Genomic DNA, 22,406 nt, shown 5'->3' with positions numbered 1-22,406 from the left:
CATGACACAGGCGCTGGTCATTCGCGGTCTCAGCAAGCGGTTCGGGGGCCTGCGCGCCGTGCAGGACGTCAGCTTCACGGTGCAGGAAAACGAAACCGTGGCGCTGATCGGACCCAACGGCGCCGGCAAGACCACCAGCTTCAACCTCATCACCGGCTTTCACCGGCCGGACTCCGGTTCGGTTTCGGCCTTTGGGCTGGATATAACCGGATTAAAACCCCACGACATCTGCGCCCACGGCCTGGCGCGCACCTTCCAGGTGGCAAAACCGTTCGGCGCCATGACCGTGCTCGACAACGTCATGACCGGCGCGTTCCTGCGCGACAAGCATGCCGCGGTGGCGCGCGAGAAGGCCCGCGAAGCGATCGAATTCGTCGGCCTTTCAGCCCGGGAGAAAACCGCGGCCAAGGATCTGACCACCATCGATCAGCGCCGGTTAGAGATGGCGCGCGCGCTGGCGACGCAGCCCCGGCTTCTGCTGCTCGATGAAGTCATGGCCGGGCTCAATCCTTCCGAAATCGATCAGGCGGTGGCCTTGATCGGAAAGCTGTCGCAGCGCGGTCTGACCATCGTGATCGTCGAACACGTGATGCGCGCCATCATGGCCGTCGCCCGCCATATCGTGGTGCTCGATCACGGCCAGAAGATCGCGGAAGGCACGCCCAAGCAGATCGTCGAAAATCCGGAAGTAGTTCGCGCCTATCTGGGCTCCTACGTCCATCCGGCAACATCGGGAGCGAGTTAGTGCTGAAGCTAGCCGGTGTGAGCGCCAGTTATGGCTCGGTTCCCGCCATTCATAACGTCAGCATCGAGATCGGCGAGGGCGAAGCCGTCGGCCTGCTCGGCGCCAACGGGGCCGGCAAGAGCACCACGTTGCGCGCCATTTCACATCTGGTGAAGATGTCGTCGGGCACGATCACCTTTGCGGGCGTCGACCTCGCGACATTGCCGCCACACCGGATTCCGGAATTGGGAATCGCCCACGTGCCGGAAGGACGTCAGGTATTCCCTGAAATGACCGTGCAGGAAAATCTTGAGATCGGCGCTTACGTTCCCAAGGCAAAAGCCGACCGCAGCCATACGCTCGATCTGGTCTACAGCATCTTTCCAAGGCTCGCCGACCGCAAAAGACAGTTGGCCGGCACCATGAGCGGCGGCGAGCAGCAGATGCTGGCGGTGGGCCGCGGCCTGATGCTCAAGCCGCGGCTCTTGATGCTCGACGAACCCTCGCTGGGCCTCGCCCCTGTCATGACCGACGTGACCTTCGAGAAGATCGGCGAAATCCACAAGATGGGGACTGCGATTCTGCTGGTAGAACAAAATGTCAGCCGCGCGCTGTCGCTGGTTCAGCGCGCCTATGTGCTGGAAAGCGGCAGCGTGACCCTGCAGGGCACCAGCGCCGAACTGGCCAACAACAAGCAGGTTCAGGCGGCGTATCTGGGGATTTGATGCGGTAACTGCCTCGACAAGGTCCCAAGGACCGTCGTACTCCGCGAAAGCGGAGTATCCAGTACGCCGCAGCTTCTCGATTCCATCACTGGCGCCTCGGAATACTGGATCGCCCGCTTTCGCGGGCGATGACGACGGAGTGTGGACGCGCCCGCCGTTAATGCATCGCTACGTATTCAAATTTCAAACAGCCAAGAGGTTAAACCCGTCATTCCGGGATGGTGCGTTAGCACCGGACCCGGAATCTCGAGATTCCCCGATGCGCGATTGCGCATCTGAGGTTCGATGCTTCGCATCGCCCCGGAATGACGGGTAAATTTCACACACCTCCACCCTCTCGCGGCGCGATGCGCCCGAAGTTGTGCAAGAACTATTCGCCCCGGAAATAGAGGGCGTGGGGAATGCCGGGTGCCTGGCGCACCCGCAGCCCCCTGTGCAACAAAAAAGCACAGGGGTAGAAGCCACAGGTACACCGGAACACCCGGCATTCCCGCACGCAATGGTTTTAACGGTTTCCTTCGCGCTCTCCCCGGTGATCGGGCTTTGTTGTCACCGTCATCAGCGGAATACTTTCCGCCAACTTGAACGCCAGCGTCGAGGCGTCAGGACCACACGACTTCGCCGTCCACGTCAGCGCCTTTCGTCAAGGGCGCCACCCGCGTCCACCGCATCCCGTTCCCAACGTCCGTGACGATCGCGAAACGCCCCTCAAGTGGGACAGGATGGCGGGAAATATGGAAGTGATTTGGGGTAGCCGCGAAGGGATTTATTTTTAGCGATAGGACTGGACAGGTAGAAACAGCTTGATCCGGTTCGACAAATTCGCTTTTGCGCGCACGTCCATCAAGCGGCTTTATTTCACTTCCCGACCTTGCCGGCGTCCATCTTGACCGATGTGTCGAGCAGTTTCGTCGTAAATGCGCTTTCCACCGCAAACGGCTTTTCCATGCCGAGATAGGTCTGCACCAGTTCGTAATCCTTCTTCATCCGCTCGGCATCGATCCAGCCAAGCGCCCTGGTCGTGGTGAAGTCGTCGGTCATCAGAAATTTGATGCGTTCCCACTGACGCTCCTGGTTCTCTCTGTCGAGGCCGGACACCTGATCGAGCAGCGCTTTCAGGCAGGGCGTGACGTCGGCGACGCAGGCGGCATAGGCCCTCTGGGTGATCCGGACGAAATCCTCGACCAGTTTCGGATTTTTCTCGAGAAACGCGCCGTTGACGATCAATGAATTGCCGTATGGATTGAGGCCGATGTCCTTCCAGTTGACGAAGCCCAGATCGCTGCCGAACTCGATCGCCTTCAAATCATGCTCGTTGTAGAAATCGCTGATGATATCGACCGTATGGCTTTTCAGCGCCGCGATTTTGGCGGTCGGTCCGACATTGACGAAGCTCACCGCATCGGGTGCTATTCCAGCGGCCTTGGCGAACGCCGGCCACATCACCCGCGAGGCATCGCCGGGGGGATTGCCGATCTTGTGACCGGGAAAGTCCCTGGCGCCGCTGATGCCATAGCTCTTCAGCCAGTAAAATGTCTGACCGGTATTGGCGTAGATGCTCATCAGCGCCACAACGTCGGCGCCCTTGCCGCGCGCCACCAGCATGGTCGCGAGGTCGGCGATACCGAACGGTGAGCCGCCGGAACCGACCTTCAGCGACGAAACCCCGGACCCCTTGCCGACCTCGATAGTGAGATCGATACCGGCCTTCTCGTACCAGCCCTGCGCCTTGGCGTAATAGAACGGCGAATGATCCGCGGTCGGCGTCCAGTTCAGAATCAAGTTGACGGACTCGCCTGCACCGGCTGCGAATGAGGGCGCCAGCAGCGCCAGCGCCAATCCGGCAATCCTCAGACCCTTCATGGCGGCGCTCTCCTTGTCGTGCGGCGGCGTCGTTGCCGTGCGGCTGATCGCCGACCGGCCAGATGGCCTTGTCGTGGCGCGGCGGCAGGTCTACCAATGCAACAAGGGACGGGTCGACTTGTCAACTGTCTGGTTGGAAATGGCTGAACGACGCGCGACTGGTGTGAAGAACGCTACCAAACGGCAGCGGCGCGATCCCGTCGCCACCCGCAACAAGCTCCTGACCGCGGCCCGGCACGAATTCGCCAGGAGCGGCCTCGCCGGCGCGAGGGTCGACGAGATCGCGCTGCGCGCCGGCGTCAACAAGCAACTGGTGTATCATTATTTTGGCGACAAGGACGCGCTGTATCTCGCCGTGCTCGAATGGGTCTATGAGGAAATCCGCGCCCAGGAGCGCAAGCTCAACCTCACGGGGTTGCCTCCCGAACGCGCCATCAAGAAGTTGATCGAGAGTTCGTTCGATCATCTGGCACGGCATCCCGATTTCATCGTCCTGCTCAATGACGAGAACCGCAATGGCGCCAGGCACGTACGCGCCTCGTCGAAGCTCGAGGACATGCACTCGCCCCTGGTCAGCATGGTCTCGAAAATTCTTAGAGAGGGCGTGCGGGCCGGCACCTTTCGCAAGGGGGTCAATCCGGTGCACCTCTATATTTCGATCGCGGGCCTCAGCTACTTCTTCTTCTCGAACACGCCAACCCTGTCGGCGATTTTCGGCCGGGACCTGGGCAGCGCGGACGCCAAGCGCGCCCGCCGCAAACACGTGGTCGACCTGGTCATGAACGCCTTGCGGCCTTGATGTTCCCCGTCATTGCGAGGAGCGACTTGTCCGCCGTAGCTCAACGAGCGAAGGCGGAAGCGACGAAGCAACCTCACTCGGTCATTCCGGGGCGATGCAAAGCATCGAACCCGGAATCTCGAGATTCCCCGATGCGCAATTGCGCATCTGAGGTCTGGTGCTTACGCACCATCCCGGAATGACGGAGTGGGTTTATCATCGGGCGCGCGCATTCGCGCGATCCGTTGGCTCGCAATGACGAGGAAACCCGTATTTAATCAACCAACCGGTTGAAAGCTGGGCGCCGCCACGGTAGATTTGGGCCAACCCGCTCTCGCCGGAAGGCCGGAGCGCAACCGGGCGAGAGCACACATTGGCCAGCGACGGAATGCGGTCAGTCCGATCCCTTGCGATCATCCTGATCGTGCATCTGGCCGTGATCGTGCTCTGGCAGGTCCTGGTCGACGCGTTTCACGTGCCCAAATTCATCCTGCCCTCGCCGCTGGCGACGCTGGCCACGCTGACGTCGGCGAAATACGCGTGGCTGTCCAACCTCGCCGTTACATCCGTGGAGATCCTCGGCGGCTTCTGCCTTGGCGCATTGGTCGGCGTGATGCTTGCGGTATTTTTCTGCTGGTCGCCGCTGCTGAGCCTGCTGTTGCTGCCGCTGTTCGTGACCCTGAACATGATTCCGAAAGTGGCGCTCGGTCCGCTGTTCATCGTCTGGTTCAGCTATGGAATCATTCCGAATATCCTGATCGCATTCAGCATCTGCTTCTTTCCGATCCTGCTGACGACATCGCGCGGGTTGAGCGAGGTTGAACCGGACCTGCTCGATCTCGTGAAATCGCTGCGCGGCTCGCGCTGGACTTTGTTTCGCAAGATCCAGTTGCCGGGCGCGCTGCCATACGTGTTTTCCGGCATGAAGGTCGGCGCCATCCTTGCCGTCGCCGGCGCCATCGTCGGCGAGTTCATCGCCTCCGAACGCGGGCTCGGCTATCTCATGATCCAGGTGCAGTCCTCGCTCGATACGCCGGCCATGGTGATGGCGGTCGTGCTGCTGACGTTGCTGGGCGTGGGGCTTTACGGCCTGGTGCTTGGCCTCGAATGGCTGTTCGTGGTCAGGGACGTGCGGCTGCAATAAATCGATCAGGGAACAAACATGCTGCTCACGCACGACACGCTGCCGGACATCATTCCTGACGTCGCATCGCTCGACGACCTCCTGTGCCGCCCGAGCCAGCCGCTGATCGACGACCTCCAGAAGGTTGACGGTGACATCATGATCCTCGGCGTCGCCGGCAAGATGGGGCCGACCCTGGCCGGATTGGCCAAGGCGGCCCTGCCCCAGCGCCGCATCATCGGCGTTGCCCGGTTCAGCGATGCCGGCACCGAAGCCTGGTTAAAGTCCCGTGGCATCGAGACCATCCAGTGCGATCTGCTCGATCAGGCCGCGATCAAATCGCTGCCGAAAGCACCGAACATTGTCTTCATGGCCGGACGCAAATTTGGCGCAGAGGGCGATCTGTCGCTGACCTGGGCGATGAACGCCCACGTCCCTGCCCTGGTCGCACAGGCCTTCGCCAAATCGCGGATCGTCGCGTTCTCGACCGGCTGCGTCTATCCCTTCGTGCCGGTGAACGGAAAAGGCGCCAGCGAGGCCGTTCCGCCCGATCCGCCCGGTGAATACGCGCAATCCTGCGTCGGGCGCGAGCGCATGTTCGAATATTTCTCGCGCCAATTTTCGACACCCGGCCGGTTGTTCCGCCTGAACTACGCGATCGACATGCGCTACGGCGTGCTGCACGACATCGCGACCAGGATTCTCGGGGGCAAGCCGATCGATGTCAGCCTCGGCCATGTGAATTTCATCTGGCAAGGCGATGCTTCGGCGCAGGCCTTGAGGTGTCTCGCGCATTGCGATACGCCGACCTCGCCGATCAATGTCAGCGGTCACGAGATTCTCAGCGTACGCGACCTCGCAGCAACAATCGGCGCGCGGCTCGGCCGTGAGCCCGTCATCATCGGCACCGAGCAACCGACGGCCTGGCTGACCGATACATCGCAGGCGGTCAAGCTGTTCGGCTTGCCACTTGTCGACACCGGGCGATTGATCGCCTGGACCGCGGACTGGGTCGCCCGCTCGATGCCGAGCCTCGGCAAGCCCACCAAATATGAGGTGCGCGATGGCCGATATTGATCAGATCAAAATCGTGGCGCTCGGCCCCGATGATGCCATTGCCGGACTGGCGCTTTCGGCGGAAGCCCACTGGAATCAGAACGAGGCGGACTGGCGCTATTTCCTCAGCAAGGGAACCGTGTTCGGCGTGCGCGACAAGGGCGGCCGCCTGATCGCGACCGCAGCGTTGTTGCCCTATTCATCCGGGAATGCCTGGATCAGCATGGTGCTGGTGACCGAAAGCTGGCGGCGGCGCGGTCTCGCCACCAAACTGGTCGATACTTGCCTCGATACCGCGACCAAACTGGGCCTCACCGCGTGGCTCGATGCCACGTCCGCCGGCGCCGCCGTGTATGGACCGCTGGGATTTTCGCCGACCATTCAGCTGCGACGGCTTCGCCTTGAACCTGGTTCGACCTCGGCAGGCGCGGCACCACTGCCTTCCGGTCACCTCACCGAATTCATCACCTGCGACATCAGCGCCATGGGTTTTGATCGCCGCGATTTGCTGCGCGAACTCGAGGGACGCCCGGGCTCACGGCTGGTATCGAGTGGCGACGCGATGGCGCTGATCCGCGACGGCCGCACCGCCCGTCACATCGGTCCGCTGTTTGCGGACAGCCCGGTGCGTGCCCTCGCCATGGTGGGCGACATTGCGGCCCTCGAGACCGGCCCCTTGCTGATTGACGCGGTAGCAAACCAGGACGCCTTTTTGAAGGGTCTGACGCAGATGGGGTGGACCATCGAGCGGCCGTTTCAGCGCATGCGATTCGGACGCGCGACAAACCCGCCTGCGGAACTGCCTTTCGCTGTCGCCGGCCCCGAATATGGATAGGGATTAACGCCATGCATCATAGCAAGATCGAAGCCGGGGTGCGGCGCCTGATCGCTGAGGGCACGGTGATCCCGGCGCATCCGCTGGCGCTCGATGCCAATCGCGCGCTCGACAGCATCCATCAACGCGCGCTGACCCGTTACTATATCGACGCCGGTGCCGGCGGCCTTGCGGTTGGCGTCCACACCACGCAGTTCGCGATCCGCGAGGCCGGCCTGTACCGGCCGGTACTGGAACTGGCTGCGGAGACGGCGGTAGGCTGGACCAAGCGGCCGCTGGCCCTGGTCGCCGGTCTGGCCGGGCCAACACGGCAAGCTGTTGCGGAGGCCGAGATTGCGCGCGGCATCGGCTATCACGCCGGACTGCTCAGTCTGGCCGCGATGAAATCCGCTTCCGAACATGAAATCATCGACCATTGCACGGCGGTGGCGCGTGAAATTCCGCTGGTCGGGTTTTATCTGCAGCCGGCGGTCGGCGGCGTCATCCTCAGCGCGGATTTCTGGCGCCGGTTTGCTGCGATCGACAACGTGATCGCCATCAAGATCGCGCCGTTCAATCGCTACCGGACGCTCGACGTCCTGCGCGGTGTCGCCGCCGCGGGCGCCCTCGATCGCGTGGCGCTCTATACCGGCAACGACGACCATATCCTGCTCGACCTTGTGCTGCCGTTCGATTTGCGCGACCGCGGCGTCACGACGAGGACTTATTTCCGTGGCGGCCTGCTCGGGCATTGGTCGGTGTGGACCGCGAGCGCGGTCAGGCAGTTCGAAATGTGCCGGGCCGCGCGCAACAAGGCCACCGTACCATCAGACCTGCTGGCGCTCGACGCCCGCGTCACCGACTGCAACAGCGCCTTCTTCGATGTCATCCATGATTTTCACGGCTGCATCGCCGGCTGTCACGAGGTGCTGCGGCGGCAAGGGCTGCTGGACGGAATCTGGTGCCTCGATCCGGCCGAGGGCCTGAGCCCGGGCCAGATCGAGGAGATCGACCGGGTCTGCAACGAGCACGCCGATCTCAGCGACGACGATTTCGTCGGCGCCAACCTCGACAAATGGCTCGCATGACGGCGCCTGACCAACCCTTCATCCGGCTGCGCAACGTCCGCAAGGTCTATCGCTCGCAGGGTAAGGAATTCCTGGCCGTCTCCGACGTCACCATGGATGTGCAGGAGGGTGAATTGATCTCGCTGGTGGGCCCGTCCGGCTGCGGCAAGACCACCGTGGTGAAGATACTCGCCGGGCTTCACGACGCCGACGGCGGCACCGTCCAGATCGGCAACGCGCGCACGCCGTTCGATCCCGGGCGCGACATCGGCATGGTGTTTCAGCAGCCATTGCTGCTGAAATGGCGGACCATCTTCGACAATGTCCTGTTGCCGGCCGAGATCGTCGGCCTGCCGATCAAGGCGGCCCGGACCCGCGCGCGCGAACTGCTCCATCTGGTCGGGCTTGCCGGCCATGAGGACAAATATCCGCAGCAATTGTCCGGCGGAATGCAGCAGCGCACCGCGATCGCGCGCGCCTTTATCCACGACCCCAAGCTGATCCTGATGGATGAGCCGTTCGGCGCGCTCGACGCCCTGACCCGCGAGCAGATGAACCTTGAAATGCTGCGGATCTGGCGCGAGAGCGGCAAGACCATCATCTTTGTCACACACAGTATCCAGGAAGCGGTATTCCTCGCCTCGCATTGCGCCGTGCTCACGTCGGGCCCGGCCCGAATGGCGGAATATTTCCCGATCGATCTGCCGTTTCCACGCGCGCTGCCGATCAAGACCACCGATGAATTCGGCGCCTATGCCAGGCGGATTTACGAAAGCCTGGGTCTTGGTTCCGGCGCGCCCGGAACAAGCGAAACCTCGATCCCGTCATAGCCCGAGATAGGCCGTGACCACCGCCGGGTTCGCATGCAACTCCGCCGCACTTCCCTCCAGGGTCACGACGCCGCTTTCCAGCACATAGCCCCGCGTCGCCACTTCGAGCGCCAGTTCGACATTCTGCTCTACCAAGAGGATCGACGTGCCGCGGCCGTGAATGATCTTGAACGCCTCGTGCATTTCCTCGACGACTTTCGGTGCCAGACCATGGCTCGGCTCGTCAAGCAGCAACAATTTCGGCCGCAGCATCAAGGCCCGTCCGACCGCGACCATCTGCTGTTCGCCGCCCGACAGCGTTCCCGCCAGCTGGCCGTAGCGCTCGCGCAGGCGCGGAAACAGATCCAGCACGTCTGCAATTCGCACCGGCAAATCGGTGGCCTTGCGCGCGGTGAAGGCGCCGAGCAGGAGATTTTCCTCCACCGTCATCTCCGGAAAGATCTGGCGTCCCTCCGGAACATGGGCGATGCCGAGCGCCGGAATGTCATGTGATGCAAGCTTGGTGAGATCAACCTCACCGAAGCGAATGGTTCCACTGGACTTTGGCACCAGCCGGGAGATCGACCGCAAAATCGTGCTCTTGCCCGCCGTGTTGGCCCCGATGATGCAGACGAACTCGCCTTGCAGAACCACGAGATCAATGCCGTGCAGCACCTCCGCCTCGCCGTAGCTGGCCTTCAACTGCCTGATGTCGAGCAGCGGCAAACTCATCGGCGCTTCTCAAGCGATCGGCCGAGATAGGCCTCAATGACCTCAGGATCATGGGCGACCTGTTCGGGCGTGCCATCGGCCAACAGCCGGCCGAAGTTCAGAACCATGATGCGGTCGCAGACATTCATGATCGCGCGCATGTGGTGCTCGACGATCAGAAGCGTGACGCCATCCCGGCGCAGCGAACGAATGAGCGCCATGATCTCCTGCATCTCGGAATGATTGAGCGCCGCCATCACCTCGTCCAGCAGCAGCACCTTCGGCGCGGTGCAGAGCGCGCGGGCGAGTTCGACCCGGGCGCGTTCCGGAAACGACAGATCGCCAGCCTGCTTGTGCGCCACCGCGCGCAAGCCGACACGATCGAGACAGTTGAGCGCCTCGCTGCGGGCGGCCTCCACGCCGTGGCGCAGCAGGCCGGCCGTCAGCACGTTATCCAGCACCGAACTCTCGGCGAACAATGCGACGTTCTGAAAGGTTTTGGTCATGCCGAGCGCCGCGACCCGGTGCGGCTTCAGACCCGCGAGGTTTTTTCCATCAAGCGTGATGGTGCCGCTGTCGGGTCGAATGAGCCCCACCAATGTGCTGAACAGCGTGGTCTTGCCGGCGCCATTGGGGCCGATCACGCCAACGATCTCGCCTTTATTCACGGAAAAGCTCACGCCGGAAAGCGCCTGCAGGCCGCCGAACCGGCGCGATATGCCGCGGATATCGAGCACTGTCATGGCTTCCGCTGTCATGGCTTCACCTTGCGCGACAGCCGCGCCCGCAATGCGTCGATCACGGTGATGAAGCCGCGTGGCTGCCACAGAATGACGCCGATCAGGATGATGCCGAACACGAGCTGCGACAATCCGGCGGCGCGCGACGACAGCCATGCATTCATGATCTCCTCAAGCGGGATGATGAAGAAGGCGCCGAGGATCGGCCCGGCCGCGGTTCCGACGCCGCCGATGATCGCGATCAACGCGATGCGGATCGAAATGCTGGCGATCCCGAACACCGTGTCGGGGTCGAAGAACACCGCAATCTGCGCATAGAGCGTTCCCAGCATCGCGACCAGCACGCCCGAAATCACTGCGGCCTGCAGTTTTACCTTCGTCGTATCGATGCCGATGACTTCGGCGGCCGGCGCGTTCTCCTTGATCGCGCGTAATCGATATCCCATCGCGCCGCGCCGGATAATCTCGAAAATCACCGTCACCGCGATCAGCGCCACCAATGCGATATAAGCGTGCGGACGCAACAGCTTGAACGAATAGGCGGCAAAACTCGGCGGCACGAACGGCACGGATAGCCCGCCCGGACCTCCCGTCAGCGACGTCCACACATTCGCAATCACGCGCATCACCTCGCCGAACGCCAGCGTCGCCAGCGCGAAATAATGCCCCTGCAGCCGCATCGTCGGAACAGCGATCACCAGCGCCGCGACGCCGCCGAGCGCGCCGCCCGCCAGCATGCCCAGCCACGGACTGATGCCAAACTTCAGCAACAGCACGGTGGAGGTATAGGCGCCGATACCGAAGAACGCGGCGTGCCCGAGCGAGGTCTGGTTGGCGAGGCCGCCGACGATGTTCCAGGCCTGCGCCATCGCCGCGAACAGCAGCGTGAAGGTCAGGACCCGGATCCAGTATCCGCGCGGATCGAGCAGCAGCGGCAACAAGGCTGCGGCCGCGATCACAAGCGCCAGCGGGAGGCAACGTTTCACCTGTTAGCTCCGATCAGGCCTTGCGGGCGAACCGCCAGCACCAGGATGAAGACGATGAACAGCACCAGGTTCTGCAACTGAATCGGAAAGAACAGCGACGACAGCGCCTGGATCACGCCGACCGTCAAGCCGCCGACGACGGCACCGGCAATGCTGCCGAGCCCGCCCAGCACGACGACCGTGAACATCAACACCACGAACTGGCCGCCGACCCCGGGAAATACCGTCACATAGGGCAGGATCACCGCGCCGCCGAAGGCGGTCAGTCCGACCCCGAGCGCGAAGGCGATCTTGTACATCAAACCAGTATCGATCCCCATCAACTGCGCCGCCGCCGGATTCTGCGCGGTCGCGCGCATCGCGCGGCCGAACCAGCTGGCGCGCATGAACCACCACAGCGCCACACCACAGGCCAGCGACATCGCGAAGGCGATCAGATAGGGCACGCTGATGAACAGCGGACCCAATGACAAAGACATGGTTTGATAGGAGGTCGTGACCGAACGAAACTGCGAGCCGAACAGCAGCAGCGATCCGTTTTCGATCACAATCAACAGCCCGACCGTGAGGAAGATCTGCGCGACCGACGGCGCTTTCAGAACCCGCGCGATCAATTGCCCCTGCACCAGCCAGCCCAGTCCGAACGCGACCGCGAACGACAGCGGCGCGGCCAGCACCGGATCGAGCCCGAGAAAGGCCCAGGCGAACCAGGCGACGAACATGCCGATGGTGAGAAATTCCGCCTGCGCGAAATTCACGATGCCCATTACGCCGTACACCAGCGTGAGGCCGATCGAGATCACCGCATAGACGCCGCCGATCAGGAGCCCGTCGATAATGGCCTGGAGCAAGGACACGTCGGTTGGCGCCGGTCGCCGTTCAGGATCGCCAGACCGGCGGACTCTTGGCGATGTCCTTGGGCCAGACGGTAACGATGTCCTTGCCGCGCCACTGCACCATCAGCGGCACCGAGAGCACGTTCAATCCGGTCTGGTCGAATTGCACCGCGCCGCCGGTCATGCCGTTGATCCAGCCGCCGGTGAATTTGGCGCCGCGAAGTGCGGCGGCAACGGCTTCGGCGTTCGCCGATTTGGCCTTCCTGATCGCCTGCACCAGCACCTCGAGGCAAACCGCATGCTCGAGCGCTTCGTGCACCATGAAATATCCGTAGCGCTTGCGGAAGCGGTCGGTCAATTCAGGCGCGAGGTCGTAGTTCGAGGTGTCGATCGACAGCACGTTCTCGGCGAACTCGCCGAGCCCCTTTTCGAAATCCGGGATCACGTAGCCGGCCGCGCCGCCGATCGCCGGAATGGTCAACTTCTGTTGGCGCATGGTGCGGATGATCAGCAGGCTATCGTTGAGATACGAGACCGGGAAAACCGCCTGCGCCCCGGATCCCCTGAGTTTGTTGATCAACGGCGTCGTATCGGTGATCCCCAAGGGATAGGCGTCGTCCATGACGATGTCGACATTGGCGGCCTTGGCGCCGGCGCGCAGGCCGTTGGCCTGCGCGGTGCCATAGGCCGTGTCCTCGTACATGATGGCGATCTTTTCGATTTTGGTACCGGCGGCCTGCGCGATGGCGGCGGTGTACTCGAACTGCGCCTTGCCGATCACGGAGGCTTTCGCGACCACCTGAAAGATATTCCTGTAGCCACGCCCGGTGATCTGATCGGCGAACGACATCGTCAACAGCGGGATATCACGCCGTTCCGTGACTTCCGAGATCGCGATCGTCAGCGACGACACGAAGGCGCCGAGCACCGCCGTCATGTCCTGCTGGGTAATGAGCCGTTGGGCGACGTTGCCCGCGGTGGTCGGCGTCGAGGTCGCATCCGCCACGATCAGATTGATCTTGGCGCCGCCAAGCTCGGCGATGCCGCCGGCCGCGTTGATTTCATCGGCGACGAGCTCGATGCCGTTGCGGGCATTGATGCCAAATTGAGCATTCGCCCCCGACAGCGGCATGATGACCCCGACATTGACCGCAGGCGCCTCTGCCCTCGCGGACGAAAGCACGAACGGGGCCGCCAACAATGCGGCCGTGCCGGAGAGCAGCGTGCGGCGGTTCACGCCCGCTATTCCAGATGAATGATTCCCTGACATCGCATCCCCCAGATCCATGCCCCAAAATCTTGGTCTTGGGTTCGCCTTACCTTGCCGCATGGTACACCCGGCGTCTACCGCAACCTTGTCGATGCGGGCATGCGCGGCTGGTCGGGATTATTCCTTTGCGAACAAATACAATCCCGTTGGATAATGCGCGCGGACCGTCGAAGCTGCATGTAAACAACCCCACGAGGTCGCGATATGACAAAACTCTCCGTTGCGGTTGTTGGAGGGGGCATGGGCGGCCTGGCGACCGCCGCCGCGTTGCACCGGGCCGGCATAACCGTCAACGTTTACGAGCAGGCGTCGAAATTCGCCCGGCTCGGCGCCGGCATCCAGATCGGCTGCAATGCCATGAAGGTGCTGCGCGGCTTCGGTCTCGAGCCCCTGATGCGCGCCAGCGCGTTTTATCCGCGCTCCTGGAACAACCGGGAATACGACAGCGGCGACGTGCGCTTCGACATGATCTTCGGCGAGACGGCAGAAGCGCGCTACGGCGCGCCCTATCTGCTCGGCCACCGCGGCGACCTTCATTCGGCGCTCGCCAGCGCCGTGCCGCCTGAGCTGATTCATCTCGACCACCGCGTCACCGGCATCGATCAAGGTCCCGACCGCGGCGTGAAGCTGACCTTCGCGAACGGACAATCGATCGAAGCCGACGCGGTGGTGGCGTCCGACGGCGTTCATTCCTTCGTCAAGGAACGATTGTTCGGCAAGGATGAACCCAACTTCACCGGCCGGATCGCCTACCGCACGGTATTTCCGGCGGCGCTGCTGAACGGATATCAGATCGACGACTGCACCAAATGGTGGGGGCCGGATCGTCACATCGTGATTTATTACGTCAAGCCGGATCGCAGCGAGGTCTATTTCGTCACCAGCCAGCCCGAACCGGGATTTACCGTCGAGTCCTGGTCGGCGATGGGCGACGTTGGCGAACTGCGTAAGGCCTTCGACGCTTTCCATCCGCAGGTGCGCCAGGTGCTGGCCGCCTGCCCGTCGGTTCACAAATGGGCGCTGGTCGACCGCGATCCGCAGGCACATTGGGGCCAAGGCAATGTCACCCTGCTGGGTGACGCCTGCCATCCCATGACGCCCTATATGGCGCAGGGCGCAGCGATGGCGATCGAGGATGCCGCCGTGCTGTCGCGTTGCCTCGAAGGCGTCGATCGTGACGGCGTCGAGGCCGCCTTCCGCCGCTTCGAGGCGACCCGCAAGCCCCGGACCTCGCGGGTTCAACTGAGCTCGCGCACCAATACCTGGCTCAAGACCCGCACCGATCCGGACTGGGTCTATGGCCACGACGCCTGGAACGAGCCGCTCGCGACCCTCGAGGCTGCGTAACCCCTGATGAGCTTAAGCCGCGTCGGCTTGCAGAATGTCGACGATCGCCTGGCCGGTCGCGGCGGTGCCGAGCGTGCCGCCGACGTCTTTGGTGGCGCGGCCGCTCTTTATCGCGGTCTCCACCGCATGCTCAATGGCGCGAGCGGCCGATTCGTATCGCGCGGCACCGGAACGCTCGCCATGCCAGGCCAGCAGCAGCGCCGTCGACAAAATCAGCGAGAATGGATTGGCGACATCCCGCCCGGCGATATCAGGCGCGGAGCCGTGCGCGGCCTGGGCCATCGCGTGTTTTGTTCCGACATTGAGCGAACCGCCGAGGCCAAGGCTGCCTGAGAGTTCGGCGGTCAGGTCCGAGAGAATGTCGCCGAACATGTTGGTGGCCACGATGACGTCGAACCGATCCGGCTGGCGCACCACATGCGCCATCATGGCGTCGACCAGGATGTCATCGACGACCAGGCCTGGATAGGCGCGCGCCGCCTCCCGGCAGATGTCGAGAAACATGCCGTCGCCGATCTTCAGCACATTGGCCTTGTGAACGATGGTGAGGTGCTTGCGCCTTTTCATCGCCAACTGACACGCCGCCTGCGCAATTCGCTCGCAGCAGTGCCTCGTGATGCGGCGAAGCGAGATCACGACATCCGGCGTGACCAGCAGTTCGCTGTTGCCCTGTTCCATGTTGCGATCGGCGTAGAAACCTTCGGTATTCTCCCGCACCACCACAAGGTCAAACGCCCCGAGCCGGTTGGGCAGGCCCGGATAGGTTCGCGCCGGCCGCACATTGGCAAACAGATCGAGGTTTTTGCGGAAATATTTGGACGGGTTGATCTCGCCGCTCTGCTCGTCCTTGAAGTCAAAGGTGGCGGCGGGTCCGAGAATCAGCCCGTCCGCGGCCCGCACGATTTCCAGGAGTCCCGGCCGAACTGTCGAGCCGAATTGCTCCAGGCTGGCGTGACCCACCGCGTGCTCCTCGGTCTGGACGTTGAGCTGGAAACGCTCGGACGCGGCCCGCAGCACATTCGATGTCGCGGCGGCGATCTCCGGCCCGATGCCGTCACCCGGCAGAACGACAATGCGCATGATCAATTCCTAGCCCCGAATACCCCCGGCCGCCGGCCGAACGGGTCGACTTGTAGACGATTTGCATGCCCTGACAGCGGCGATCGAGACATAGCCGCAATGCATTCCAGCCCTGCAGGGCAAAACGCCCGACAGGCCGATTATTCCCCTCCGCAAACGCAGATTCTTGATTTGAACTGTTCCAGATTCCAGTCCACCATCGCCTTGAAGTTCAATCGATGGATTGGACTAACCAGAAGTCCCAATCGATGGATTGGACAAACCAGGGGAACGCGATGGCAAACCTCACCGTCAACGGAAAGTCTTTCGACGTGGATGTCGAGCCGGATACGCCGCTGTTATGGGCGATTCGGGAGAATATCGGCCTCACCGGCACCAAATACGGCTGCGGCATTGCACAATGCGGCGCCTGTACCGTCCACGTTGACGGGGTCGCGATGCGCTCCTGCGGCGTGCTGGTCAGCGAAGCCGTTGGCAAGAAAATCACCACCATCGAAGGTCTGGCCAGCAACGGCGCCCTGCACAAGGTGCAGGAGGCCTGGATCGCCAACGACGTCCCGCAATGCGGCTATTGCCAGAGCGGCATGATCATGGCGGTGGCGGCCCTGCTCAAGGACAATCCGAAGCCGACCGACCAGGACATCGACGACGCCATCACCAATATTTGCCGCTGCGGTACCTTCAAACAGGTGCGCGAAGCGATTCACGCCGCCGCGAACGTTTGAGGAGATGGCCATGAACCATATGCCCGCCCTCAACCGCCGCGCCTTTGTGATCGGCACCGCCGCCGTCGGCACCGGGCTCGCGCTCGGCCTCGATATTCCCTTTGGTCCCACCGTGGTGCGCGCCGCCGACGGCTCGCCCGAAATCAACGCCTGGGTCGTGATCCAGCCCGACGACACCGTCGTCATTCGCATCGCGCGATCGGAAATGGGCCAGGGTACGCTGACCGGCCTCGCCCAATTGGTCGCCGAAGAACTCGAATGCGACTGGTCGAAAGTCACCACCGAATACCCGACGCCGGGACAGAGCGTCGCCCGCAAACGCGTCTGGGGCGATTTCTCCACCGGCGGTAGCCGCGGTATTCGAACCTCCAACGAATACGTCCGCAAGGGTGGCGCCACCGCGCGCATCATGCTGATCCAGGCCGCCGCCAATGAGTGGAAAGTGCCGGCTTCGGAATGCACCGCCGCCAACAGCATCATCACCCACACCCCGTCCGGCCGCACCACCACCTATGGCAAGGTCGCCGAAGCCGCCGCCAGGGTTGAGCCGCCCACCGACGTCAAGCTGAAAGACCCGAAGGACTGGAAACTCGTCGGCAAAGGCGTCAAGCGCCTCGATACCGCCGACAAGACCACCGGCAAGATGACCTACGGCATCGATATCAAGCTGCCGGGGATGCTCAACGCCGCGATCAAGGCCTGCCCGGTATTCGGCGGCAAGCTGAAGAGCTACGACGAAGCCAAAGCCATGGGCATGAAGGGTGTCAAGAAGGTGGTGAAGGTCGGCGACTATGCCGTCGCCGTCGTTGCCGACACCTGGTGGCACGCCAAGACCGCGCTGGAGGCGATGCCGATCGCCTGGGATGAAGGCGAGAACGCCAAGGTCTCGAGCGCGTCGATCGCGAAATGGCTTGAGGAAGGGTTCGACGATTCGCAGCCGGCCTTTGTCGGCAACGAGAACGGCGACGCCAAGGCCGCGATCGCCAAGGCCGCCAAGAAAGTCGAGGCGGTCTATAATTATCCCTATCAGAACCACGCCACCATGGAGCCGATGAACGCCACCGCGCTCTATACCGGGGACAAATGCGATGTCTGGTGCGGAACGCAGAACGGCGAAGCGGCGTTTGCCGCGACGCTGGAAGCTTCCGGCCTGCCGGCCGACAAATGCGATGTGCACAAGCAGATCCTTGGCGGCGGCTTTGGCCGTCGCGGCCAGACCGACTATGTCCGGCAGGCGGTTGCCATCGCCAAGCAGATGCCGGGCACGCCGATCAAGCTGTTGTGGTCGCGTGAAGAGGACATGCAGCACGGCGCCTATCATCCGATCACGCAAGTCAAGATGACCGGCGCCTTCGATGCCGACAACAATCTGACCGCGTTGCGGATGCGGATCTCCGGGCAGTCGATCCTGTTCAGCCTGCGTCCTGAGGCGCTGGTCAACGGCAAGGATCCGGCCACCTTCGCCGGCCTCAATGCGACCGGCGAAGCCGCGATCGGGTATTCGGTTCCCAATCTTCTGATCGATCACTCGATGCGCAATCCTCACGTCCCGCCGGGTTTCTGGCGCGGCGTCAACGTCAACCAGAACGCGATCTACCTCGAATGTTTCATGGACGAGCTCGCGCATGCAGCTGGCCAGGATCCGCTCGAATTCCGGCGCAAGCTGATGGCGACACATCCGAAACACCTTGCCGTGCTCAATGCCGTCGCCGAAAAGATTGGCTGGGACAAGCCCGCGCCGCAAGGCGTGTTCCGCGGCATCGCGCAACACATGGGCTATGGCAGTTATGTCGCGGGCGCCGCGGAGGTCTCGGTCACCGACAGCAACAAGATCAAGGTGCATCGCATCGTTGCCGCGACCGATCCAGGCTATGCGGTCAATCCGGCGCAGATCGAACGGCAGATCGCCGGCTCGTTCGTCTACGGCCTGACCGGACTGTTCTATGGCGGATGCACCGTCAAGGAAGGCCGCATCGAACAGGCCAATTTCGATACCTATAATTCGATGCGGATCGCCGAGATGCCGAAGGTGGAGGCGATCGTGATGCCGAGCGGCGGCTTCTGGGGCGGCGTCGGCGAGCCGACGATCTGCGTCGCGGGACCTGCGGTGCTGAATGCGTATTTCGCGGCAACCGGAAAACGGCTGCGCTCGGTACCGCTGAGGGATCAAAACATCAGCTTTGCCTGACCTATTAAAGCGGCGGCCTTGATGGCCGCCGCACCACCCCGGATCATGCTCATGGACGCGCTGCGCCTGATGACGCGGAGAAACGTCGTTCGTGGCATCGCGGCGGCGGCGGCGTCGTTTACTTTTCCATGTCCGTCCCGCGCCCAGTCCGCCGCGCGCATCGTCGTGATCGGCGGCGGCTTTGGCGGCGCGGCGTGTGCGCGCGCGCTGCGGCGGATCGATGCAAAACTGCAGGTGGCACTAATTGAGCCGAACAAGGTCTTCACGGCCTGCCCGTTCAGCAACGAGGTGATCGCCGGCCTGCGGGAGATCGAGGCGCAGCAATTCGGCTATGACAGGATTTCCGCCGAAGGCATAACCGTCATCGCGCAGGCGGCCGTGAAGATCGATCCGCAAAAGCGGAGCGTCGGTCTCGCCGACGGTACGTCGCTGGCCTATGACCGTCTGGTGCTGGCGCCCGGCATCGACCTGCGCTTCGACGCCCTGCCCGGCTATGACGAGGCCACCGCGGCCAAAATGCCTCACGCCTGGAAGGCGGGAGAGCAGACCATATTGTTGCGCCGGCAACTCGAAGTTATGGAGGATGGCGGCCTGGTCGCGCTGGCGGTCCCCGCGAGCCCCTCGCGATGTCCGCCCGCGCCGTATGAACGCGCCAGCCTGATCGCGCATTATCTGAAAGCAAAGAAACCACGCTCCAAGATCATCATTCTCGATGCCAAGGACGCGATTCCGCAGCAGCGCCTGTTCGAGAAGGCTTGGAAGGAATTGTACCCCGGCATGATCGAGCGGATATCGCTGTCGCAGGGCGGACGAGTCGTCTCGGTCGATGCTTCGACCAACACGCTGGTCACGGATTTCGGCAACTACGATGCCAAGGTCGCCAACGTCATTCCGCCGCAGAAGGCCGGCCGCATCGCCGATATCGCCGGCGCGGTCGACAACACCGGGTGGTGCCCGATCGACCCGGTCACCTTTGCCTCAAGGCTGGTCCCCGATATTCACGTCATCGGCGACGCCTGCATCGGGGGCGCGATCCCGAAATCCGCGTCCGCCGCCAACGCCGAGGCCAAGGCCTGCGCCGGCGCGGTGGCAAGCCTGATCTCCGGCGCATCCCCCGCGATGCCGAAGCTGGACGGCACCTGCTACAACACGGTCGCGCCCGGCTATGCGTTCTCGCTGTCCGGCAGCTATCAGCCGAAGGATGACATCTTCGCCGAGATCGAGGGCTCTGGCTTCACCAGCCCGGTCGATGCATCGCGCGAAACACGGCTGCGGGAATCCGACATTGCTCAATCCTGGTACCACACCATCACGGCGGAAACCTTTGGCTAGGTCAGCAATCCATATCGCCGCCATGGGGTTCGCCGCCACGGCGCTGGCGCTGACCTGCGCCGCGCGCGCGCAGGAATTACGGCCCTATGTGATTACTGGGGATTCGATTCCGCAATCGCTGACCGGCGCGCCCGGCGACGCGGCGCGGGGACGCGCCTTGGTGCTCGAGCGCACCAGCACCTGCATTCTTTGCCACAGCGGACCGTTCCCGGAAGAGAAGTTTCAGGGCGACCTTGCGCCGAGCCTCGCTGGCGCCGGCAACCGATCGTCGGCAGGCCAGCTTCGGCTGCGGCTGGTCGCCGCCTCCCGCCTCAATCCCGCAACGATCATGCCGTCCTATTATCGCGTCGATGGGCTCGATCGCGTCGGCCCGGCATGGCGCGGCAAGCCGATCCTGTCGGCCGAACAGATCGAGGATATCGTGGCGTATCTCGCAACGCTGCGCGAATAGGAGAGCACGACACAAGATGCGCAATTCAAAAAAATCCTCGCGCCGCCAGTTCCTGGGCCTCGCCGGCGGCGCCGCGGTGATGGGCGCCGTTCCCATCGTTACGGTGCGGCCAGCGCAGGCCACGCCCGCGACCCTGGCAAGCGCGATCAGGAATGTCGTCGGCACGGCGGTGGTGCAAACCGGCCGGGTCAAGATCGACGTGCCGCCGCTGGTCGAAAACGGCAACACCGTGCCGATGACGGTGAGCGTCACCAATCCGATGACGGCGGATGACTACGTGAAGAGCATTCACGTCTTCAACGAGAAGAACCCGCAGCCGAATGTCGGCAATTTCTATCTCGGACCGCGGGCCGGCCGCGCCCAGATTTCGACCCGGATCCGGCTGGCCGACAGCCAGAAGATCGTCGCCATCGCGCGATTGTCCGACGGCTCGTTCTGGTCGGTCAGCGCCGATGTCATCGTGACACTCGCGGCCTGCACCGAAGAGGTGATCTGATGGCCTCCGCGCTGATCAATGTTCCGAAGAAGGCCAAGCGCGGCGAGATCATCGAGATCAAGACGCTGATGTCGCATATCATGGAGACCGGTTATCGCCGCACCGCGACCGGCGAGCTGGTCCCGCGCGATATCATCACCAGCTTTGCCTGCCGATACAACGGCGTCGAGATTTTCCGCGCCGATCTGTTCCCGGCGATCGCGGCGAACCCGTTCATTTCGTTCTTCACGGTCGCGACCGAGAGCGGGAAGTTCGATTTTGAATGGATCGGCGACAAGGGTTTTACGGAAACCGCTTCGGCCGCCATTTCCGTCGAATGAGATCGGCCGGCACGATAGCGTTGGCGACCATCCAGGTAACGTTGCTGGTCGCCACCGGCTTCGTCATCTCTCCCCTCTCCGCCACCGAAATTCCGCCAGCCGAGCGCCGCTCCGGCTACAGCTTCATGACGCCGGATACACAGGCGATCCAGGACGACGATACCGCCAATCCCGGCATGCTGTGGGTACTCGACGGCGAAGCGTTATGGAAACGCAAGGCCGGCGTTGGCGACAAGGCCTGTGCCGATTGCCACGATGATGCGCATACCAGCATGAAGGGCGTGGCGGCGCGCTATCCGGCTTACGACCGGGAGCTTGGACGCCCGGTCAATCTGGAGCAGCGCATCAATCTGTGTCGCACACGGCATCAACAGGCGACGCCGCTGGCTTATGAAAGCCGCGACCTGCTGGCGCTCACTGCTTTTGTTGCGCAGCAATCGCGCGGCGTCGCGATCACGGCCGGCACCGATCCGCAACTGCAACCGTTCGTCGCCAAAGGACGCGCGTTCTTCATGCGGCGACAGGGCCAGCTCAATCTCGGCTGCACCAATTGCCACAACGACAATTGGAACAGGCATCTGGCCGGATCGGCCGTGACCCAGGCGCTCCCGACCGGCTATCCGATCTACCGGCTGGAATGGCAATCGCTGGGATCGCTGCAGCGCCGGCTGCGCAACTGCATGATCGGGATGCGGACCCAGCTCTACGATTACGGCGCGCCGGAACTGGTCGAGCTCGAGCTCTATCTGATGTCGCGCGCCCACGACCTGCCGATCGAGACGCCGGCGGTGCGGCCGTGAGTTCTCTCGCGCGACGTAATTTCATGGCGTGCCCCCGTCGGCATGGAATAGCGCCACGCGAGGGTACTCCCGGTGGCGGCTTCCAAATAAGCTAACACCGATTGTCAACGTGTCCGAATGAGGGTTGACGGCCGGGTTGGGCACCTCTTGGACACGCCGAGATGG

Annotated in this window: 23 protein-coding genes; 16 read left to right on the top strand and 7 right to left on the bottom strand. The window is 62.9% G+C overall.

Going from position 1 to position 22,406, the window contains the following annotated elements; all coding sequences use genetic code 11:
- Position 1 precedes the first annotated feature (1 nt).
- Positions 2-745: an ABC transporter ATP-binding protein gene (locus tag ABR948_RS10205; protein ID WP_428116680.1), complete on the top strand. Its 744-nt coding sequence runs from the start codon at positions 2-4 to the stop codon at positions 743-745.
- Entirely contained in the window at positions 745-1,449 is a 705-nt protein-coding gene (locus ABR948_RS10200) for an ABC transporter ATP-binding protein (RefSeq protein ID WP_428116678.1), read from the top strand. The genes ABR948_RS10205 and ABR948_RS10200 overlap by 1 nt, the downstream gene beginning before the upstream one ends.
- 858 nt (positions 1,450-2,307) lie before the next feature.
- On the opposite strand, the gene ABR948_RS10195 is transcribed toward ABR948_RS10200, so the two are convergent.
- Complete coding sequence (locus tag ABR948_RS10195) at positions 2,308-3,312, bottom strand: ABC transporter substrate-binding protein (protein WP_428116675.1); 1,005 nt, start codon at positions 3,310-3,312, stop codon at positions 2,308-2,310.
- 139 nt (positions 3,313-3,451) lie between these two features.
- Here ABR948_RS10195 and ABR948_RS10190 point away from each other — a divergent pair, with 139 nt between their 5' ends.
- From ABR948_RS10190 to ABR948_RS10165, 6 genes are all read left to right on the top strand, one after another.
- Positions 3,452-4,111, top strand: a complete 660-nt coding sequence (locus ABR948_RS10190) for a TetR/AcrR family transcriptional regulator (RefSeq protein ID WP_428116701.1) — start codon at positions 3,452-3,454, stop codon at positions 4,109-4,111.
- A 367-nt stretch (positions 4,112-4,478) separates the two neighbouring features.
- Complete coding sequence (locus ABR948_RS10185) at positions 4,479-5,234, top strand: ABC transporter permease (RefSeq protein WP_428116673.1); 756 nt, start codon at positions 4,479-4,481, stop codon at positions 5,232-5,234.
- 18 nt (positions 5,235-5,252) lie between these two features.
- Positions 5,253-6,290 carry an NAD-dependent epimerase/dehydratase family protein gene (locus ABR948_RS10180; protein ID WP_428116670.1) on the top strand — a complete coding sequence of 346 codons (1,038 nt, stop codon included), beginning with the start codon at positions 5,253-5,255 and terminating at the stop codon, positions 6,288-6,290.
- A complete protein-coding gene (locus ABR948_RS10175; protein ID WP_428116668.1) occupies positions 6,277-7,104 on the top strand; it encodes a GNAT family N-acetyltransferase in 828 nt (275 codons plus the stop codon). The genes ABR948_RS10180 and ABR948_RS10175 overlap by 14 nt, the downstream gene beginning before the upstream one ends.
- Positions 7,105-7,115: 11 nt before the next feature.
- A complete protein-coding gene (locus ABR948_RS10170; protein ID WP_428116665.1) occupies positions 7,116-8,171 on the top strand; it encodes a dihydrodipicolinate synthase family protein in 1,056 nt (351 codons plus the stop codon).
- Positions 8,159-8,980 (top strand): ABC transporter ATP-binding protein, encoded by an 822-nt coding sequence (locus ABR948_RS10165; protein WP_428116663.1) that lies wholly within the window; start codon positions 8,159-8,161, stop codon positions 8,978-8,980. Before ABR948_RS10170 ends, ABR948_RS10165 begins: the two co-directional genes overlap by 13 nt.
- Here ABR948_RS10165 and ABR948_RS10160 read toward each other — a convergent pair.
- From ABR948_RS10160 to ABR948_RS10140, 5 genes are read right to left on the bottom strand one after another with little or no spacing between them, the layout of a single operon-like run.
- On the bottom strand, positions 8,975-9,691 hold the full coding sequence (locus ABR948_RS10160; RefSeq protein ID WP_428116660.1) for an ABC transporter ATP-binding protein: 717 nt from the start codon (positions 9,689-9,691) through the stop codon (positions 8,975-8,977). The genes ABR948_RS10165 and ABR948_RS10160 overlap by 6 nt on opposite strands.
- Positions 9,688-10,428 (bottom strand): ABC transporter ATP-binding protein, encoded by a 741-nt coding sequence (locus ABR948_RS10155; protein WP_428116658.1) that lies wholly within the window; start codon positions 10,426-10,428, stop codon positions 9,688-9,690. The genes ABR948_RS10160 and ABR948_RS10155 overlap by 4 nt, the downstream gene beginning before the upstream one ends.
- Positions 10,425-11,396, bottom strand: coding sequence for a branched-chain amino acid ABC transporter permease (locus ABR948_RS10150; RefSeq protein WP_428116655.1), 972 nt, complete (start codon positions 11,394-11,396; stop codon positions 10,425-10,427). Before ABR948_RS10150 ends, ABR948_RS10155 begins: the two co-directional genes overlap by 4 nt.
- Positions 11,393-12,253, bottom strand: a complete 861-nt coding sequence (locus ABR948_RS10145; RefSeq protein ID WP_428116653.1) for a branched-chain amino acid ABC transporter permease — start codon at positions 12,251-12,253, stop codon at positions 11,393-11,395. Before ABR948_RS10145 ends, ABR948_RS10150 begins: the two co-directional genes overlap by 4 nt.
- Positions 12,254-12,275: 22 nt before the next feature.
- A complete protein-coding gene (locus ABR948_RS10140; protein WP_428116650.1) occupies positions 12,276-13,469 on the bottom strand; it encodes an ABC transporter substrate-binding protein in 1,194 nt (397 codons plus the stop codon).
- A gap of 237 nt (positions 13,470-13,706) precedes the next feature.
- Here ABR948_RS10140 and ABR948_RS10135 point away from each other — a divergent pair, with 237 nt between their 5' ends.
- Positions 13,707-14,849, top strand: a complete 1,143-nt coding sequence (locus ABR948_RS10135; protein ID WP_428116648.1) for an FAD-dependent monooxygenase — start codon at positions 13,707-13,709, stop codon at positions 14,847-14,849.
- A gap of 12 nt (positions 14,850-14,861) precedes the next feature.
- On the opposite strand, the gene ABR948_RS10130 is transcribed toward ABR948_RS10135, so the two are convergent.
- Positions 14,862-15,929, bottom strand: a complete 1,068-nt coding sequence (locus ABR948_RS10130; protein WP_428116646.1) for an isocitrate/isopropylmalate dehydrogenase family protein — start codon at positions 15,927-15,929, stop codon at positions 14,862-14,864.
- A 275-nt stretch (positions 15,930-16,204) separates the two neighbouring features.
- Here ABR948_RS10130 and ABR948_RS10125 point away from each other — a divergent pair, with 275 nt between their 5' ends.
- From ABR948_RS10125 to soxA, 7 genes are read left to right on the top strand one after another with little or no spacing between them, the layout of a single operon-like run.
- Positions 16,205-16,654 (top strand): (2Fe-2S)-binding protein, encoded by a 450-nt coding sequence (locus ABR948_RS10125; protein ID WP_428116644.1) that lies wholly within the window; start codon positions 16,205-16,207, stop codon positions 16,652-16,654.
- Positions 16,655-16,664: 10 nt separating this feature from the next.
- On the top strand, positions 16,665-18,842 hold the full coding sequence (locus tag ABR948_RS10120) for a xanthine dehydrogenase family protein molybdopterin-binding subunit (protein WP_428116641.1): 2,178 nt from the start codon (positions 16,665-16,667) through the stop codon (positions 18,840-18,842).
- A gap of 51 nt (positions 18,843-18,893) precedes the next feature.
- Positions 18,894-20,174, top strand: coding sequence for an FCSD flavin-binding domain-containing protein (locus ABR948_RS10115; protein WP_428116639.1), 1,281 nt, complete (start codon positions 18,894-18,896; stop codon positions 20,172-20,174).
- Positions 20,175-20,196: 22 nt separating this feature from the next.
- Positions 20,197-20,625, top strand: coding sequence for a sulfur oxidation c-type cytochrome SoxX (gene soxX / locus ABR948_RS10110; protein ID WP_428116698.1), 429 nt, complete (start codon positions 20,197-20,199; stop codon positions 20,623-20,625).
- A gap of 16 nt (positions 20,626-20,641) precedes the next feature.
- The gene (locus ABR948_RS10105; protein WP_428116637.1) at positions 20,642-21,121 is read left to right on the top strand and encodes a SoxY-related AACIE arm protein; all 480 of its coding nucleotides are present in this window, start codon (positions 20,642-20,644) and stop codon (positions 21,119-21,121) included.
- The gene (gene soxZ / locus ABR948_RS10100; RefSeq protein ID WP_428116635.1) at positions 21,121-21,441 is read left to right on the top strand and encodes a thiosulfate oxidation carrier complex protein SoxZ; all 321 of its coding nucleotides are present in this window, start codon (positions 21,121-21,123) and stop codon (positions 21,439-21,441) included. Before ABR948_RS10105 ends, soxZ begins: the two co-directional genes overlap by 1 nt.
- Before the next feature lie 20 nt (positions 21,442-21,461).
- The gene (soxA, locus tag ABR948_RS10095) at positions 21,462-22,241 is read left to right on the top strand and encodes a sulfur oxidation c-type cytochrome SoxA (RefSeq protein WP_428116632.1); all 780 of its coding nucleotides are present in this window, start codon (positions 21,462-21,464) and stop codon (positions 22,239-22,241) included.
- Positions 22,242-22,406 lie beyond the last annotated feature (165 nt).

This window comes from Bradyrhizobium sp., assembly GCF_050014615.1.
In the GTDB taxonomy this organism is placed as follows: Bacteria; Pseudomonadota; Alphaproteobacteria; order Rhizobiales; family Xanthobacteraceae; genus Bradyrhizobium.
The sequence above is the reverse complement of the archived record's forward strand: the minus strand, read 5'-3'. Positions and strand labels throughout refer to the sequence as shown.

What these genes read in the sequence shown, in the direction of transcription:
- ABR948_RS10115 (WP_428116639.1), top strand. Translation starts at nt 18,894, where the DNA reads ATGGACGCGCTGCGCCTGATGACGCGGAGAAACGTCGTTCGTGGCATC.
- ABR948_RS10160 (WP_428116660.1), bottom strand. Translation starts at nt 9,691, where the DNA reads ATGAGTTTGCCGCTGCTCGACATCAGGCAGTTGAAGGCCAGCTACGGC.
- ABR948_RS10125 (WP_428116644.1), top strand. Translation starts at nt 16,205, where the DNA reads ATGGCAAACCTCACCGTCAACGGAAAGTCTTTCGACGTGGATGTCGAG.
- ABR948_RS10130 (WP_428116646.1), bottom strand. Translation starts at nt 15,929, where the DNA reads ATGCGCATTGTCGTTCTGCCGGGTGACGGCATCGGGCCGGAGATCGCC.
- ABR948_RS10105 (WP_428116637.1), top strand. Translation starts at nt 20,642, where the DNA reads ATGCGCAATTCAAAAAAATCCTCGCGCCGCCAGTTCCTGGGCCTCGCC.
- ABR948_RS10175 (WP_428116668.1), top strand. Translation starts at nt 6,277, where the DNA reads ATGGCCGATATTGATCAGATCAAAATCGTGGCGCTCGGCCCCGATGAT.
- ABR948_RS10190 (WP_428116701.1), top strand. Translation starts at nt 3,452, where the DNA reads ATGGCTGAACGACGCGCGACTGGTGTGAAGAACGCTACCAAACGGCAG.
- ABR948_RS10120 (WP_428116641.1), top strand. Translation starts at nt 16,665, where the DNA reads ATGAACCATATGCCCGCCCTCAACCGCCGCGCCTTTGTGATCGGCACC.
- ABR948_RS10155 (WP_428116658.1), bottom strand. Translation starts at nt 10,428, where the DNA reads ATGACAGCGGAAGCCATGACAGTGCTCGATATCCGCGGCATATCGCGC.
- soxX (WP_428116698.1), top strand. Translation starts at nt 20,197, where the DNA reads ATGGGGTTCGCCGCCACGGCGCTGGCGCTGACCTGCGCCGCGCGCGCG.
- ABR948_RS10135 (WP_428116648.1), top strand. Translation starts at nt 13,707, where the DNA reads ATGACAAAACTCTCCGTTGCGGTTGTTGGAGGGGGCATGGGCGGCCTG.
- ABR948_RS10165 (WP_428116663.1), top strand. Translation starts at nt 8,159, where the DNA reads ATGGCTCGCATGACGGCGCCTGACCAACCCTTCATCCGGCTGCGCAAC.
- ABR948_RS10170 (WP_428116665.1), top strand. Translation starts at nt 7,116, where the DNA reads ATGCATCATAGCAAGATCGAAGCCGGGGTGCGGCGCCTGATCGCTGAG.
- ABR948_RS10195 (WP_428116675.1), bottom strand. Translation starts at nt 3,312, where the DNA reads ATGAAGGGTCTGAGGATTGCCGGATTGGCGCTGGCGCTGCTGGCGCCC.
- ABR948_RS10205 (WP_428116680.1), top strand. Translation starts at nt 2, where the DNA reads ATGACACAGGCGCTGGTCATTCGCGGTCTCAGCAAGCGGTTCGGGGGC.
- ABR948_RS10185 (WP_428116673.1), top strand. Translation starts at nt 4,479, where the DNA reads ATGCGGTCAGTCCGATCCCTTGCGATCATCCTGATCGTGCATCTGGCC.
- ABR948_RS10180 (WP_428116670.1), top strand. Translation starts at nt 5,253, where the DNA reads ATGCTGCTCACGCACGACACGCTGCCGGACATCATTCCTGACGTCGCA.
- soxZ (WP_428116635.1), top strand. Translation starts at nt 21,121, where the DNA reads ATGGCCTCCGCGCTGATCAATGTTCCGAAGAAGGCCAAGCGCGGCGAG.